We start from the raw sequence: 16,034 nt of genomic DNA on the forward strand, positions 1-16,034 counted from the left end.
ATGCGCTGGCTGACGAACATCTACCGGCTGGGCGTCAAGGAGCTATGGAGCCTGGTCCGCGACCCGATGATGCTGATCCTGATCGTATATACCTTCACCGTGTCGGTGTATACCTCGGCCTCGGCCGTGCCCGAGGCCCTGCACAATGCTTCCATCGCCATCGTCGACGAGGATGGTTCGCCCTTGTCCCAGCGCATCCTTACCGCGTTCTATCCACCGCAGTTCACCCGGCCGGCCATGATCGGCCTGGGCGAGATGGATGCCGGCATGGATGCGGGGCGCTACACCTTCGTGCTGAACATGCCCCCCAACCTCCAGCGCGACGTGCTGGCCGGGCGCCCGGCGGCGATCCAGCTCAATGTCGATGCCACCCGCATGAGCCAGGCGTTCACCGGCAGCAGCTATATCCAGCAGATCGTATTGAGCGAGGTCAACGAATTCGTCGCTCGCTACCGGGGTTCCGGCGCGCCGCCGGTGGACCTGGTGCTGCGCGCGCGCTTCAACCCACAGCTGGAGAAGGCCTGGTTCGGCGGCCTCATGCAGATCATCAACAACGTCACCATGCTGTCGATCATCCTGACCGGCGCCGCGCTGATCCGCGAGCGCGAGCACGGCACCATCGAGCACCTGCTCGTCATGCCGGTGACACCGACCGAGATCATGCTCGCCAAGGTCTGGTCGATGGGACTGGTGGTATTGATCGCTGTTGCCGCTTCCCTCCACTTCGTGGTGCAAGGACTGCTGCACGTGCCGGTGCAGGGGTCGGTGCCCCTGTTCCTGGCCGGCGCGGCGCTATGCCTGTTCGCCACCACCGCGATGGGCATCTTCATGGCGACGGTCGCGCGCAGCATGCCGCAGTTCGCCCTGCTGCTGATCCTGATCCTGATTCCCCTGCAACTGCTGTCCGGCGGCACCACGCCGCGGGAAAGCATGCCGGCGCTGGTGCGCGACCTGATGCTGGCGGCGCCGACCACACATTTCGTCGAGCTGGGCCAGTCCATCCTGTTCCGCGGGGCCGGGCTTTCCGTGGTTTGGAAGCCGTTCCTGGTGCTGCTGGTGATCGGCAGCGTATTGTTCGCGCTGTCGCTCCGACGATTCCGCAAGGCTATCGGGCAGATGGCATAAGCGGCCACCGCAAGACGCATCACATCGAGGGCATGACCCATGAGCAACGCAAGCGACCTTCCCCTGGCCCTCTACAAGGCCAACACCGAGTTCCAACTGCGCATCAACAAACTGGTGATGGAGAACTGGAAGAAGTGGCTGGAACTGTCCACCCGCGCGGCCGACGATGGCATCGCCGAGTCGCAGGCCCGCGTGGAGGCGCTGCTGAAGGCGCAGGATTGGGCCGCGTTGTCGACCCTGCCGGCGGATGGCTTCTGGCGCATGCTGCAGCAACGCATGGGCGACGCCAACGTCACCGGCCAGATCGCCGCCAACGTGCAGGCGCACTTCGCGCAGGGCCTGCGCGATGCCGTCGAGACCTGGCAGAAGGACACCGCGCGGGCGATGGGCGGCGCGGGCGATGCCGCCGCCGCGGCGCCATGGAACGACCTGATGGCGCAATGGGGGCACCTGTGGCCCTGGGCCGATGGCAAGGGACCGGCGCGCGGCAAGTAGTCGGCCGTATCCGGCAACGCATGGGAGCAAGCCATGAAGCAACCGCAGACCGCATCGGCCGGCCAACTGCCCGGCCTGGGCCACGTGCCGTGGCTGGAGGGTGCGCTCGCCTACACCGTCGATGCCTGGCAACGGAGCGTGCTCTACGCCGACGTGATGCGCGAGCGCGGCAACCAGTACCAGGCACACCTGCGCGAGAAGATCCCCAACGTGCTGGATTTCCCCAGCGAACTGGTGATGTCCGGCCTGGACCTGCCGCGGCCGGTGAACTACGGGATGGTGCGCATCCTGCCGGCGGCAGGCAGCCCTTCCGACCCGGCGAAGCGTCCATTCGTGGTGGTCGATCCGCGCGCCGGGCACGGCCCGGGCATCGGCGGCTTCAAGCCGGACAGCGAGATCGGCGCGGCGCTGAAGGCCGGGCATCCCTGCTATTTCGTCGGATTCCTGCCCGATCCGGTGCCCGGGCAGACGGTGGAGGACGTGATGCGCGCCGAGGCGGCGTTCCTGCGCCGCGTCGCCGAGCTGCATCCGGACAGCCCCGGCAAGCCGGCGGTGATCGGCAACTGCCAGGCCGGCTGGCAGGTGCTGATGACCGCGGCGGTGTGGCCGGAGCTGTTCGGGCCGATCATCGTGGCGGGCGCGCCGCTGTCGTACTGGGCGGGCGAGAACCCGATGCGCTATGCCGGCGGCCTGATGGGTGGAAGCTGGCTGACCGCCGCGACCAGCGACGCGGGCGCGGGCCGCTTCGACGGCGCCTGGCTGGTGCAGAACTTCGAGAACCTCGATCCGGCCAATACGCTGTGGGCCAAGCAGTACAACCTCTACGCCAAGGTGGATACCGAGGCGCCGCGCTACCTGGGCTTCGAGAAGTACTGGGGCGGCCACGTGTTCCTCAACGACGTGGAGATGCAGTACATCGTCGACAACCTGTTCATCGGCAACCGGCTGTCCTCGGCCGAACTGTTCACCTCCGATGGCGTGCGCATCGACCTGCGCAACGTCCGCTCGCCGATCGTGGTGTTCTGCTCCTACGGCGACAACATCACCACACCGCCACAGGCGCTGGGCTGGATCACCGACCTCTACCAGGACGACAACGACATCGTCGGGTACGACCAGACCATCGTCTACGCCACGCACGACTCCATCGGCCACCTCGGCATCTTCGTTTCCGGCAGCATAGGTCGCAGGGAGCACCGCGAGTTCACCAACAACATCGATTTGATCGACCTGCTGCCGGCCGGCCTTTACCAGGCCACCGTGGAGGACAAGGCCGCGGACCTGCCGCATGGCGAACTGATCGAGGGCCCGTACCTGCTGTCGGTCCGCCGGCGTGGGATCGAGGACGTGCGCGCCATCGTGCAGCCCGATCCGGCCAGCGACCGCCACTTCGCGGCGGCGCGGCGGCTGTCGGAAATCAACCTGGCCCTATACCGCAATTTTCTGCAGCCATGGCTGCGCGCGGTATCCACGCCGTCGTCGGCACGCTGGCTGCAGGCGCTGCATCCGTTGCGGGTGGGCTACGAGTGGTGGTCCGACGAGCATCCGCTGGCGCCCATCGTGGCCAGCCTCGCCGAACAGGTGCGCGAGGAACGCCTGCCGGTGGATCCGGACCATCCGCTGTGGCAGGCGCAGGCGAGGAACTCGCAGGTCATCGCGCAGGCGCTGGATCGCTTCCGCGACCGGCGCGACGAGATCTATGCCCTGCTTTTCCATCTCCTGTACGGCTCGCCGTGGTTGCAGGCGCTGGCAGGGCAGAGCATGGGCGACCATGCGTCGCCGCGCCCGCACCCCGGCGACTCGCCGGAGCACCGGGCCTTCCTGGCCGGTGAAATGGCGCGGCTGCATGCGCAGATGGGCGAGGGCGGCCTGGCCGAGGCCGCCATTCGCGCGCTGTTCTATGTGCTCAGGCAGCGCGGCGAGGGCGATGAGCGGCAATTCCGCTATGCGCTGCGCCTCCAGCAGGAGAAGGGCCGCCCTCCAGTCGACATGGGAGCCTTCCGTCACTTGGTGCGCAGCCAGGCGCGCCTGCTCCGCCACGATCCGCAAGCGGCCATCGACGCCCTGCCGGTCCTGCTGGCGCGGGCCGAGCCTGGCGCCGTGGCCGAAGCCGCGCATGCGCTAGCGCAGGTCATCAACCTGGGCGATCCGCCGAGCGGGCAGGAACAGGCTAGCCTGCAGCAGATGCTGGACCTGTTCGACCGCGCGCGGCAGGCAGCCGGGCACGAAGCGCCGGTGCATTGACCGCTGCGTCACGTCGCGTCCGACGGGTGCGTGCTTCACGGCCGGGCCGCGTGGCCGGCGCGGGGTTCCCCGTCCTGTCACAAAGGTCTAGTTAGCTAGGCGATCCTGGCTGGCTCTTCCGGGAGCCGGTGGATCGAACTTGCAGTGAGGCAGAGGATGAGCGAGCGGAACGGGGCGGCAGGCCAGTCCGGATACGGCGAGGCCGGCGCCACCTGCACAACCAGGGCTTGCTCCGGACGGCCATGCGGGCCGTTTCGGTGGCCGGCATCGGGCGAGGCGGCCTGATGCGCTACGCGGTGTACTTCTGTCCTGCCCCGGCGAGCGCGTTGGCCGCGCTGGGGCGCGATTGGCTAAGCGCCGAACTTGCGCCGAACGGTATTCCCGGCATCGCGCGCGAGCGCTGGAACCGCCTGCTCGCCGACGTGCGCCGCTATGGCTGGCACGCGACGCTGCGTTCGCCTTTCGAACTGTCGCCCGACCATGACGTGGACGACCTGCGTCGCGCGCTGGCCGAGGTGGCCGGCAGGCATGGGCCGATCCAGTTGAGCCTGCGCTGTGCCCGGCTGGCGGGCTTTCCCTGCCTGCGCCCGGTGAGCGAGAGCCGCGCGGTGAATGCGCTCGCGGCGGCCTGCGTGGAAGCGGTGGAGCCGTTGCGCGCACCGCTCGCCGATGCCGACTTCCAGCATCGCGCCGCTGGGCTCGACGTGATCGAAACCCACTACCTTGGACGCTACGGATATCCCTACGTGTTTGAACGTTACCGGTTCCATATGACGCTGTCCGCGCCCGCCACCGTCGAGGAGGAGCGGGCACTGCAGCGCTGGCTGTCCATTCGTGCCTCCATGCTGCCCGCGGCACGCATCGATGCCCTGACGCTATGCGTCGAATCTTCGCCGGGCGCGGCTTTCGAGCCACTGGAGCGTATCGCCCTGCGCAAGACCTCGGCGGCATGAGCGCCGGGCGCCTCTACTATGTGATGGGGCCGTCCGGGGCGGGGAAGGACGGCGTGCTCGGCTGGGTGCGGGAAAACGGCCTTCGCACGGCGTGGTATGCGCGAACCGCTACGGCACCCTGGTGGAGCATGTCGGCGGCGAAAGCCATATCGGCCTGAGCCCGGCGGATTTCGATCTGCGGGAATAGCGCGGGCTGTTCGCCATGACCTGGCAGGCGCATGGGCTGCGCCACGGGCTAAGCCGGGAAATCGAGCATTGGCTGTGGCAAGGCGCCGACGTGCTGGTCAACGGCTCGCGTGCCGCCTTGCCGTTGGCGAACGCGCGCTTCGAGCAACTGGGTCCCGTGCTCATCACCGCCAGCCGCGAAACCATGGCCAGTCGCCTGTGCGAGCAAGGCGGGGGGGACGGCCGAGCAGATCGAGCAGCGCGTGGTGCGCCATGAAAGCTAGGCCATGCCCGACAAGACGCTGACCATCGTCAATGAAAGCAGCCCGCTGGAAGCCGGGGCGGCCGCCTTGCTCCACGCCATACGGCGTTGTGGCTAGCCAGGGGCCAGGTCGTCGATCGCATCCATGGATTGCTCACACCGGCTTGACGCCGGCGCGCGGAACCTGCCCTCGGCCCGCCGTGCAGGCTGGTATCCCTGGCGGCATGACCTGGGGAGATCGAGATGAAAAAGAAAGTGTGGATCGTGGTGGCCAACCGTGCCGTGGCGCGCTTGTTCCAGGCCAGCCAGCCTACCGGGCCGCTGGAAGAACTGGAGGCATTCATTCATCCGGAAGGCCGGCTGCAGGAAGGCGACCTGGTGACGGATCGCCCCGGGCGCACCTTCGACAGCGTCGGCGCCGGGCGCCATGCCGAGGATCCGGACACCGCCGCCACCGTCTCCGAGGCGAACCATTTCGCTATCGAGCTCAGCCGGTTCCTGCAGAAGGCGGGCGCCGAACGCAAGTTCGATGCCTTGGTCCTGGTCGCCGCCCCGGCTTTTCTCGGCATCCTGCGCGAACGCCTCGATGTGTCCACGCGCGAGCGCGTCATCCTGGAAGTGGACAAGAACCTGGTGCAGCACGGTCCCGCGGAGATACGCGGTCACCTGCCTGAGCGCCTGTATTCCATCCTCGGCGCGTAAGAGCCTGTTCAAAATCTTGGTGGGCCCTCCTCCCCCCTGCACGCAGCCTTTGTAGGAGCACCCTGTGCGCGACGCCTTTCGCCTCATGGCTCGTCGTCCCGGCGCCTCCGCAAAAAGGGCGCCAGGATGACGAACGATGCGGACCGAGGCAAAAGGAGGTCGCGCACAGGGTGCGCTCCTACAGAGGAGACCGATGAGCGTCAGCGGGGAGGGGCCGAGCGACGATTTTGAACAAGCTCTAAGACGCCGGTTGGCGCGCGGAGAGTGGATCGCGATGGGGTACCACCACAAAAGGATGGCGGCACGAGGCCGCCATCCCGCCACGCGGGCGAAGAAACCGCACCATCCGACTGCCGCTGATTACGCGGCCTGGCTCTCCAGGCGGCGTACGTCGGCGCCGCGCGGGCTCTCGGTGCCGATGGCGATCCTGCGAGGCTTGAGCGCCTCGGGGATGTCGCGCTTGAGGTCGATGACCAGCAGGCCATCCTGCAGGTTGGCGCTCACGACCTGCATGTGATCGGCCAGCTCGAAGCTGCGCGTGAACGGCCGGTTGGCGATGCCGCGATGCAGGACCTCGCCGGCATGGTCGACGTGGCGCTCGCCGTTGACGGTCAGCACGTTGTCCTGCACGGAGATCTGCAGGTCGTCGCGGGTGAAACCGGCCACGGCCATGGTGATCCGGTACTGGTCATCGCTGAGCTTGACCGAGTCGAAGGGCGGCCAATTGTCCCCCTGGGTGCGGGAGGCCGTTTCGAGCAGCTCGAAGACCCGGTCGAAGCCGATGCTGGCCCGATGCAAGGGCGAAAGATCGAAAACAGTACGCATAGCCATATCCTCTCGTAGCAACATGGTTCAGGGACTGTACCGCGCCGTCGGCGCGGCGCCCGCCGATCCCGTAGCGATCGGCGGAGCAGAAAAATAATCAGCCTCCGGGCGATTGCAAGATCGCCGTCGCGATGCGTTTAGACACCGTTGACCTTTGCGAAAACGGGCCTGGGCAAGCTGCCGTCAGGACGCCGGCGGCTTGCCGATCAGCTCGGAGGCCATGGCATGGATACGGCGGGCGAAGGCGATGCCCGCGGTAAATCGCGCCTTGGCCTCGGCCTCCTGCCGGGCATCGCCCTTGGCCAGTTGGATCTCCGTCGACAAGGTCTCGTAGATGCCGCGGATGGCATCCAGGTAGGCGTCATCGATGGTTTTCTGCTCGTCCATCAGGGTTCCTCGGCAACGGCCGCCATATGGGTGGGTCCAAGGATAAATGCGTCATAACGCCACAGTCATGGCTGATTGGCGCAGGGAATCGGCTTCATCCTATCGGCTATGCATGTCCTCGACGCCCTTGGCACCGTTGGAACCCCCTCATGCATGACCTGCCCGCGTTACGCCGCGCTGCCTGGACGCAACGCCTTCTCACCTGCATGGACGGCCTCGCCGGCGCATCGAGTGGCCTCGACGCCTCGTACCTGTCGGAGGCGCTGGCCTCGATCGCCAGCTGGGATGGATGCCCGCACGCGCAGGACGTCTTTCGTGGCGAGGCGTTCTCCTATCGCCGCATACCCTTGACGCGCCGGGACGCGCAGGCTTACGAGGCCCTGCTGATCGCCTGGCCGCCCGGCCACGCCACGCCCATCCATGACCATGGCGGGCTTTGGGGTCTGGTGTTCGTGCTGGATGGCGCCCTGGACGAGGAAGCCTTCGCGGTATCGGCTGATGACGGCCTGCGCCTCGACTACCGCGGAGCCATGACGGCGCAGCCCGGCGACTGCCTGTGCGTGACCGATGCGGACTATGCGCACCGTTGTCGCAATCCATCGCCGACGCATCCCGCCCTGTCCCTGCATCTCTACGGCGGATGGCTGGACGGCTATCGCCGTTTTGACGAGGAAGCGGGGCGCTGGACCGCTACGGCGCAGCAATCGGTACGTGAGCATGAGTGAGGGAGCCATGTCGGATATCGCAATCATCGGTGGCGGCGCGGCAGGCGCAGCCGTGTTCGGATCGCTGTTGCGCCGGGGCGCGGCGGGCACCGTGCACTGGATGACCGGAGAGACGCCGGTGCCGGGCCGCGGCGTGGCCTACGGCACGCAGGACGAACGGCACCTGTTGAACGTTCGCGCCAGCCACATGGGCCTGTACGTGGACGAGGACGAGGGCTTCGCCCATTTCTGCGCCCGACAGCGCCCGGGATTCCCTGAGACGGATTTCGCCTCGCGGTGGCTGTTTGGCGACTTCATCGAAAGCCAGCTTACGTCACGCATGGCCGAGGCGGCGGCGAAGGGCCAGCCATATGTCCTCCATGGCCTGGAGGCCGTAAGCGTCGCGCCACATGGTGGCGGCTACGAGGTGAAACTGGCAAATGGCGATGCGTTGCGGGTGGGCGCCGTCGTGCTGGCCCTGGGCATCCTGCCGCCGCTTCCCTTTTCTGGCACCACCGCGCGGGCACTCGCCAGCGGGGCTTATGTGGTGGACCCATGGAACTTGCCGCAGTACCCGTCCCGCCCGCCGCATCGCGTGATCGTCATCGGCACGGGCCTTACGGCGGTCGATACGTTGCTGTCGGCATCCGCATGGTGGCCGGATGCCGAGTTCATCGCCGTCTCGCGGCATGGCCTATGGTCATCCGTGCATGCGCAGGCGCCCACTACCGTCTTTGCATCGCAAGCGGAGGTGAACGCGGCACTGTTGTCATGCCGAAGTCCGCTGGCGATGCTCAGAGTGATCCGTCGTACCTTGCGCGACCATCCCGGCCTCGATTGGCGCAGCCTGATCGATGGCATGCGGCCCCATAATCCAACACTCTGGCAAGGCATGAGCGAGGCCGGGCGTCGCCGGTTCCTGCGCCATCTGCGCTGGCTATGGGACGTTTCGCGCCATCGCGCGCCGCCCCGGTCGGCCGCGGCCATCCAGCGCTTGCTGGACAGCGGGCGATTGACGCTGAGGGCGGCACGGGTCGTCGGCATCGATGGGGATGGCCCGCTGGATGTCATGATGCGGACGCGCGCGAGCGGCGAGCCGACCGTCTTGCAGGCAGACATGGTCGTGCAGGCAACCGGCCTGAACCTGTCAGTCGCTCTTTCCGACCGGCCGCTCATCATGCAGCTACTCAGGGATGGCCTGGTCAAGGCGGACCCATTGCAACTGGGACTGTCCGCCGAGCCCGATGGGCGGCTGATCGACGCACAGGGCCATGCCCGGCCGGGGCTTTACGCCATCGGTCCCATGCTGTGCGGCAACCTCTGGGAATGCATAGCCATGCCGGAGATACGCTCCATGGCCAATGAGTTGGCGTATGCCTTGAAAAAGGCCGCGTCCCTTGTTGTCGCCTAAAGCCCGATGGCTATTGGTATCAGGATCAAATGGTGAGCAAACATTTGTCCGGAAATTCACGTGACAAACGTAGTTTGTTTCGCGCGCGCGCGGTAGCTGGCTTCCTGCTTATCGGGGCAGGCTTTGGTCTGTTGATAGGACGTTATCAGTACCTACAGATATGGCGCCACGATGAGTTGGCCCTGCGTTCGGAAAGCAATCGTGTAAAAGTGCGTGCGATACCGCCGGCACGCGGGTTGATTTATGACAGGAATGGAATATTGCTGGCTGAGAACGTGACGGCATTCCGCCTGGAAGTCATTCCCGAGCAAGTGAATGATATGACATCGACCCTGTCGGCGATTTCCAGTGTTGTACCGATCGACGATGATGAGATCGATTTGTTCCGAAGGAGATTAAGCCAAAATCGTCACTTTGATAGTGTGCCATTGAAAATGCATTTGACCGAAGACGAGGTCGCTCGTTTCGCGGTCAATCGATGGCGCTTTCCTGGCGTGGATGTGGTGCCCTATCTATCGCGTCGATACCCACATGGACCACTGCTTGCCCATGTAATTGGTTACGTGAGTCGTATCGATGTGGATGATCTGAAGCGAATCGATGCAGACATCTATAAGGGGACTAGCCATATCGGTCGCGACGGTCTGGAGCGTTCGTATGAAGATGTACTGCATGGCAAGCCGGGCTACGAATTGGTTGAGATGAACGCGGATGGCCGTGTTCTAAGGATACTTGAGAGGCATGAGCCCATACCGGGGGAAAATCTTTACCTGAGCATCGATATGGCCATGCAGAAGGCTGCAATGGACGCTTTTGAAGGGAGGCCGGGATCGGCAGTCGTTATCGATCCGCGTAATGGCCAAGTGATGACCATGGTCAGTGTGCCCAGCTTCGATCCCAATCTTTTCGTTATGGGTATCAGTCGCACCGATTATGCGACCTACCTGGAGGATGAGAGGAAACCATTGCTCAATAGAGCATTGAAGGGGGCTTATCCACCAGGTTCGACAATCAAGCCATTTCTGGCGCTTGGAGGCCTGGAAATGGGCATCCGTAGGCCAGAGGACACGGTGCTGTCCACTGGCGAATTTTGCATTCCCGGGCAGCGGCGTTGCTACCGTGATGACAAGAAGGGTGGCGATGGCTTGGTGGACATGGTCAAAGCTATTCGGCTTTCGACCAATACGTATTTTTATAAGCTTGCGCTGGATATGAACATCGACCGGATGACCGAGTGGATGGGAGCGCTTGGCTTTGGAAGAAAGACGGGCATCGACCTGCTGGGGGAGGCCGAAGGGATTTTGCCATCACGTGAATGGAAGGCTTTGCATGGCAGGCATGCTTGGTTTTCGGGGGATACCGTTATTGCAGGAATCGGCCAAGGCTATTGGAATGTCACCACGCTCCAGCTCGCGCATGTTACCGCAACCTTCGCTGCGCGCGGCGTGCCCTATGCGCCGAGATTGGTGATGGCTGCCGCTTCCTTTAAAGAGCCTCCGAGACTGTTACCCAGTCCGCCCAAGGGGCCGACGTTGATCCGCAATCCAAGCCACTGGGATGTTGTGAATCTTGGTATGGAGGCGGTTATCGAGGAAGGAACAGCCAAAGGCCTGTTCGATGGTTTTCCACACGTGGTTGCGGGGAAGAGTGGTACCGCGGAACGTTTTTCGCGCCGTACCAACGATTATGATCGCAATAAAGACAATGCCTATCTTGCAGCACGTCATCGCGCATGGTTCATAGGTTATGCGCCCGCTGAAGCGCCACGCGTCGTTGCAGCGGCAATGCTTGAAGCTGGCGCCTGGGGAGCTCAGGACGCAGGTCCGATTGTACGGAGAATCCTTGAAGCCTGGCTAGAGATAAAGTGAGTTTGGGCGCGGCGTGAATAAGCAGTCATGGGATATGAAGCCGCTGGAACATTCCAGCGGCTTCTAGCTAATGTAGCTGCACGCGTCTAGGATTCGTATGCCCAAAATTCAGTCCACCAGCCATGTGCGTAGCAACCATCCGGGCCACACCAGAAGTCACCAAACGCAACTCCTCCCTAAATCAGATTGGTTTCTTCTGTATTTAACTCCACCATTTCCTCTTTCTTGCTTGTCGCATTCATTGGCTTATCCTTGATCTGAGTTGATGGCCGCCGATCGGCATATGAAAGACTCTGTGTGTCTACGTTTATAGGAAATCAGATGAGTCTCAAAAGTAGTTTGTCTGCTTCCAAGATGACTCATGGGGTCCATTGAAAATGAGCGACGTCCTCTCGGGTAGTGGGTGACCGCACCGGCACGAAGGTTGCTGATGTCGCAGATGACAAGCCAAGGACTGAGCGCAGTAGTGCGCATTCCTCCGTTACGTACCACGCACGCACCGCAATGGGGGAGTTTCGGCAGCGGAACTTGGCCTTGGCGCAGTGATACGAGCGCTATGGCGTTGGAATGATCGAGTAGTCTTTATGGATGCACAAACTCGCGTGTGCCCAAGTGCGCAGGAGCACTCCGGGCAATAGTCGAGTTGTCATAAATGGGGTTGTGAAGTGAACCACGGGGACCATTGCGGTACGCATTCGATAGGCACAAAAGCGTCAATCCGTCTCACGGCATGTCGTCATAAAGGCCGTTTCCCAAGCGATTGGCACTATCCGTCGGAAAAATGGCACTCGATGCCGGCAGGGCGTGCCTAACATTTCGCCGCTCTGATTTTCATGCCCAGGCGAGGGCATGAAACATCGCACGGCCGTCGATCACTACGCTGTTCCTGTGGCCATGCTGGCCCGGAACCCATGCCAGCCATGTCTTGCGGACATGGCCTTTCCCTCGAAGGAAACATCATGACTGGATTGCAGCCAATCCTGCGAAGTCCCGCATATCTCACGCTGGCCAAGCTCATACTCACCTCCATGTTCTGGTTCAGCGGATTCGCCAAGCTCATCGATTTCCAGGGGACGGTGGAGGAGTTCCAGCATTTCAATCTTTACCCCGCCGGGGCACTCGTTTTCATTGTCATCGTGATCCTGCTGATTGGATCCATTCTGGCAATATGGGGTGGTCATCATGCATGGATAGGGGCGGGGGCGCTTGCCTTCTTCACCCTGCTGACCATTCCCATCGCGCACGATTTCTGGAATATGACCGGCACGGAGGCCTTCAAGGAAAAGCTGGTGGTCATGGAGCATCTCACGGTCGTCGGAGCCCTGATGCTGATGGCGCCAGCGGAAGGGAAGCCATAGACCCTGTCATCCGTTGCAAGCACACAGGCCGGCGTGAACAGCATGAAGCATCCACGATCCATTGCGCTCCTCTGCTTTCCGCCGGTCGATATCCTCGATGTTGCAGGACCGCTTGAAGTCTTTCGCCTCGCCAACCTGCTTTCGCGGGATCCGCCCTATGCCGTTACGGTCATCAATGCCAGGGACGAGGCGATGCTGGAGACCGAGGCCGGAGTCAGCCTTTCCACGCATGCGACCGTCGCGCAACTGTCGTCGCATAGAGGGCGATTGGAAAAAACCGACACCCTCATCGTGACGTCGGGCCTGTCTGCCATCAATTGCTATCCGACCGATGCCTTGGATTGGATCGTCCGGCACCAGGACCAGTTCCGACGCATCTGTTCGGTTTGCCTGGGAGCCTTTCCACTGGCTGCCTCCGGCGTGCTCGACGGGCGGCGGGTCACGACGCATTGGCGGTTGCTCGACTTGTTGTCTAGCCTGCACCAGACCATCGATGTGGACGAATCGCCGATCTGGGTCAAGGACGAGAAGTTCTACAGTTCGGCCGGTCTTTCGACTGGCATCGATCTCACCTTGAGCCTGGTCGAGGAAGACCTTGGCCACAAGCTGGCGAACGATATCGCCAAGGAGATGGTGCTCTACGTCCGGCGTTCCGCCACGCATTCACAGAACAGCCTGCACCTGGAACGCCAGAACACGCCCAACAAGCGCCTGCAGGCTTTGCAGGTGTGGCTGCTGGAAAACCTCGACAAGCACCTCACCATCGAAAGGCTCGCCGAGCGGCTTTCCGTGAGCCGGCGTACGCTGATCCGGCTATTCCACGCCGAACTGAAGACCACGCCGGGCCAGCACATCGAAACCCTCAGGCTCGATGCCGTCGCGCGCTATCTCGCCACCACCGACTGGAGCCTGGAATACATCGCCAGCAAGAGCGGATTCGCCAGCGTGGACGTGATGCGTCGGGCGTTCCAGAAGAAGCATGGCGTTCCCTTGGCGACTTATCGTCAAACCGCGAAGGCCGCGCCGCCATGGCGCACCGATGCGGTGACCTCCTGAGAGGACGCCAGTCCGCTGTGCCGCTCGAAGCTGTAGGGGCGCATGGCATGGAGCATCAGCCATCGGCACTGGCACGTATTCTCTGAGGAACGTGCATGTGCGACTCCCTAGTAATCGTGCTGGCTACAATGGCCCTCGCGACTTACCCATCTTGACTCCCGTTTTGCATGTATGACTAAAGGCGCTTAGCGAGGAGGAAAGCACAAAGCCTGCGAATTCCGATTAGGCCAAACTCATATTCTGGCCATGTCGGAACTGGACCGCCCAGATTTTTGTAGACACTCACGAGCCGTGTTGCGCGTAGCGCCTGAACCGCCCAGAGTTTCCTAGACACTCAGGAACCGCTCTGCGCGTAGCGCCGTTCAAACTGTCGCGCTCCTCGGTCACGCGCTTGAGCTCAGCCTTCAGGCGCCGTACTTCCGCCGAATCCTTTGCCGTCGATTGCAGCACCGAATCGCTGCCGCCGCGTGTGCCGCGTTCTTCGCCTTGCGCAGCCACTCGTAAAGGCTGTGACTGGATACTCCCAACCGCTTGGCCACTTCGGCCACTGGATAGCCACGCTCGGTCACCTGCTTGACCGCTTCGGCCTTGAACTCATCCGTGTATTGCTTGCTGATCATAAACACCTCTGTCGTTGCCATGAATTATGGCTTCGAGATGTCTACAAAAAACTGGGCGGTCCAGCCTCCCAACTTCCTGGGGCGGTTCACGGCCGTCTACGGCTTCTTGCACTCAACAACCAAAGAACGGCTCGCAGTGGTTCCGCCGAAGAACGAGCCATTGCCACCTCCGGCCACGGCCCCTTGTTCGCCATTCTTCGAAACGACGTCGTAACCGGCACTGCCACAAATGTCACCAGCCTTCTTGTAGCAAAGCCCCCAATCTAAAGCCGCGCCACTACAGCCAATCGTGTATGCCTCGCGGCCGTCTGGTCCGTAGGTCTTTGAGGACGTCGCGCAGCCGGCAACTGTGACGGAAGACACCACGAGAATAATCGTGGCGCAGATCGGTTGAAATCGCATGTTCCCGCTCCCCTTTCACGGTTAATTGCTCAAGCCCAACCTAAAAGCTGGCCCAATAAGCTTGCCGTCAATGCAACACGGCGGCAATGCCCGCCATCCCAGTCAAAAGGAACTGGAGGACATCACTACCGGAAGTCCCGAGCCGCCACGCCCGAGCTGGATAGCTTTGCCACAAAGTCGCCATAGGCAAGATGACCCTGCATCTTGGCTAAGTCTTCCGGTTTGACGTGCCCCTTCTTCTTAGTGAGATGGTCGTATGCCCGCAACCTATTTCTGTAGCCCTTGGTCAGGCGCACTTCGCTGCCACTCACGAGTAAGCCATGGACCTTCAGGCGCTTGGGTGCGATTGCGATAGATGTCTTCTGACTGGCTAGTTGCCAAGGCCCGCCTTCAAAAAGAGCAGTGATCCGGCTGTGTAGTTCGCTCGGATACTCATTTTCTCCAGAGAAGACGATGTCATCTGCGTACCTGCTTAGCTTGACGTCATAGTCGTTGGCTATCTGGCTGAGGAAATCATCCAGCTCTGAGAAGCAGATGTTGGAAATGACTGGACTTGTTGGCGCACCTTGAGCAAGGAACCCTCGCAAGCAGGCGAGCGTTGCTATGAGCTCTGCTCCCTCGTCTGGGAAGCCGATCCCCTGCAGCGCATCAACGACGCGGTGCTGCGGTGTTGATTGGAAGAAGTCCCTGATGTCGACAGACAGGACCCATCTTGCATTAACGTGCACTCGTGCCGCGTCGACATGCGAGCGCCCTGCAACGAAGCCAAAGACATGATCGGTACCCAACTTTGGGCCATCTAAGTAGCCTCCGAATAAGATCGTCTTAGCAGGCTGGGCCATCATTGGATGCACTTGCTTAGGCTGAAGCTGCCTATTTCGTCGCCGGTCTTCGTCCGCTGACACGAAGTTTGGGCGCATAAAGACTGTTACTCGGACTGAGCACTTTTCGAACGGCAACCGAGCGGCAACCAGAGAAGGCGAGTACAAAAATGAAAAGGGCCTGCATCGCTGCAAGCCCTTGAAATCAATGGTGGCCGGGGACGGAATCGAACCGCCGACACGGGGATTTTCAATCCCCTGCTCTACCAACTGAGCTACCCGGCCAGGATGGCCACGGGCATCGAAGATGCCGCGTTGAGCCGTGCATTAGATCGGAACTGGCCGGTTGCGTCAAGACTCCGTACCGGGGGCGACATAGCCTTCCGGTTGCTTCACCTCGCCGCCGAACAGGAATTTCTCCATCTCGCCGCTCAGGAACTGGCGGGACTTGGGGTCGAGCGGGTTGAGGCGGTATTCGTTGAGCAGCATGGTCTGGTGGGCCAGCCATTGCTGCCAGGCTTCCTTGGAGATCTCGGCGTAGATGCGCTGTCCCAGCGGGCCGGGCCAGGGTGCGAAGTCCAGGCCTTCGGCGTCGCGGCCCAGCTTGGCGCAGTGAACGGTACGACTCATGGATGA

At 62.5% G+C, this 16,034-nt stretch carries 16 protein-coding genes, 1 tRNA gene and 1 pseudogene; 11 read left to right on the plus strand and 7 right to left on the minus strand.

Translation table 11 applies throughout. From position 1 onward, the window contains the following. The 6 genes from MJ605_RS02320 to MJ605_RS02345 all read left to right on the plus strand — a co-directional run bounded on the left by MJ605_RS02320 (window position 1) and on the right by MJ605_RS02345 (window position 5,946). Entirely contained in the window at window positions 1–1,125 is a 1,125-nt protein-coding gene (locus tag MJ605_RS02320; RefSeq protein ID WP_243039242.1) for an ABC transporter permease, read from the plus strand. Between the two features lie 39 nt (window positions 1,126–1,164). Beyond that, window positions 1,165–1,620: a phasin family protein gene (locus tag MJ605_RS02325; protein ID WP_243039243.1), complete on the plus strand. Its 456-nt coding sequence runs from the start codon at window positions 1,165–1,167 to the stop codon at window positions 1,618–1,620. A gap of 33 nt (window positions 1,621–1,653) precedes the next feature. Next, window positions 1,654–3,864, plus strand: a complete 2,211-nt coding sequence (locus MJ605_RS02330) for a DUF3141 domain-containing protein (protein WP_243039244.1) — start codon at window positions 1,654–1,656, stop codon at window positions 3,862–3,864. 242 nt (window positions 3,865–4,106) lie between these two features. After that, the gene (locus tag MJ605_RS02335) at window positions 4,107–4,817 is read left to right on the plus strand and encodes a DUF1045 domain-containing protein (protein WP_243039245.1); all 711 of its coding nucleotides are present in this window, start codon (window positions 4,107–4,109) and stop codon (window positions 4,815–4,817) included. A 202-nt stretch (window positions 4,818–5,019) separates the two neighbouring features. Then, window positions 5,020–5,259, plus strand: a complete 240-nt coding sequence (locus tag MJ605_RS02340) for a nucleoside/nucleotide kinase family protein (protein ID WP_243039246.1) — start codon at window positions 5,020–5,022, stop codon at window positions 5,257–5,259. Between the two features lie 228 nt (window positions 5,260–5,487). Next, the gene (locus MJ605_RS02345; protein WP_243039247.1) at window positions 5,488–5,946 is read left to right on the plus strand and encodes a host attachment protein; all 459 of its coding nucleotides are present in this window, start codon (window positions 5,488–5,490) and stop codon (window positions 5,944–5,946) included. Between the two features lie 360 nt (window positions 5,947–6,306). Here the strand turns inward: MJ605_RS02345 and MJ605_RS02350 are convergent, their stop codons facing one another. Both MJ605_RS02350 and MJ605_RS02355 read right to left on the minus strand, forming a co-directional pair. Further along, entirely contained in the window at window positions 6,307–6,771 is a 465-nt protein-coding gene (locus tag MJ605_RS02350; protein WP_243039248.1) for an Hsp20 family protein, read from the minus strand. 183 nt (window positions 6,772–6,954) lie between these two features. After that, window positions 6,955–7,158, minus strand: a complete 204-nt coding sequence (locus MJ605_RS02355) for a hypothetical protein (RefSeq protein ID WP_243039249.1) — start codon at window positions 7,156–7,158, stop codon at window positions 6,955–6,957. Window positions 7,159–7,307: 149 nt separating this feature from the next. Here MJ605_RS02355 and MJ605_RS02360 point away from each other — a divergent pair, with 149 nt between their 5' ends. The 5 genes from MJ605_RS02360 (at window position 7,308) to MJ605_RS02380 (ending at window position 13,555) form a co-directional block, all read left to right on the plus strand. Next, window positions 7,308–7,883 carry a cysteine dioxygenase gene (locus tag MJ605_RS02360; RefSeq protein WP_243039250.1) on the plus strand — a complete coding sequence of 192 codons (576 nt, stop codon included), beginning with the start codon at window positions 7,308–7,310 and terminating at the stop codon, window positions 7,881–7,883. Window positions 7,884–7,890: 7 nt separating this feature from the next. After that, entirely contained in the window at window positions 7,891–9,273 is a 1,383-nt protein-coding gene (locus MJ605_RS02365) for an FAD/NAD(P)-binding protein (RefSeq protein WP_243039251.1), read from the plus strand. 32 nt (window positions 9,274–9,305) lie between these two features. Continuing rightward, window positions 9,306–11,141 (plus strand): penicillin-binding protein 2, encoded by a 1,836-nt coding sequence (gene mrdA / locus MJ605_RS02370; protein ID WP_243039252.1) that lies wholly within the window; start codon window positions 9,306–9,308, stop codon window positions 11,139–11,141. Window positions 11,142–12,100: 959 nt separating this feature from the next. After that, a complete protein-coding gene (locus tag MJ605_RS02375) occupies window positions 12,101–12,499 on the plus strand; it encodes a DoxX family protein (RefSeq protein WP_243039253.1) in 399 nt (132 codons plus the stop codon). Window positions 12,500–12,541: 42 nt separating this feature from the next. Next, the gene (locus MJ605_RS02380) at window positions 12,542–13,555 is read left to right on the plus strand and encodes a GlxA family transcriptional regulator (RefSeq protein WP_243039254.1); all 1,014 of its coding nucleotides are present in this window, start codon (window positions 12,542–12,544) and stop codon (window positions 13,553–13,555) included. A gap of 487 nt (window positions 13,556–14,042) precedes the next feature. On the opposite strand, the pseudogene MJ605_RS19390 reads toward MJ605_RS02380, so the two are convergent. From MJ605_RS19390 to MJ605_RS02405, 5 genes and pseudogenes are all read right to left on the minus strand, one after another. Continuing rightward, window positions 14,043–14,175, minus strand: a pseudogene (locus MJ605_RS19390) (transposase); the annotation flags it as partial. Between the two features lie 96 nt (window positions 14,176–14,271). Continuing rightward, on the minus strand, window positions 14,272–14,577 hold the full coding sequence (locus MJ605_RS02390) for a hypothetical protein (RefSeq protein ID WP_243039255.1): 306 nt from the start codon (window positions 14,575–14,577) through the stop codon (window positions 14,272–14,274). 125 nt (window positions 14,578–14,702) lie between these two features. Then, window positions 14,703–15,422, minus strand: a complete 720-nt coding sequence (locus tag MJ605_RS02395) for a reverse transcriptase family protein (RefSeq protein WP_243039256.1) — start codon at window positions 15,420–15,422, stop codon at window positions 14,703–14,705. Between the two features lie 185 nt (window positions 15,423–15,607). Next, a tRNA-Phe gene (locus MJ605_RS02400) sits at window positions 15,608–15,683 on the minus strand. A 66-nt stretch (window positions 15,684–15,749) separates the two neighbouring features. Further along, the gene (locus tag MJ605_RS02405) at window positions 15,750–16,028 is read right to left on the minus strand and encodes an oxidative damage protection protein (RefSeq protein WP_243039257.1); all 279 of its coding nucleotides are present in this window, start codon (window positions 16,026–16,028) and stop codon (window positions 15,750–15,752) included. Window positions 16,029–16,034 lie beyond the last annotated feature (6 nt).

This window comes from Dyella sedimenti (genome assembly GCF_022760995.1).
GTDB lineage: Bacteria > Pseudomonadota > Gammaproteobacteria > Xanthomonadales > Rhodanobacteraceae > Dyella > Dyella sedimenti.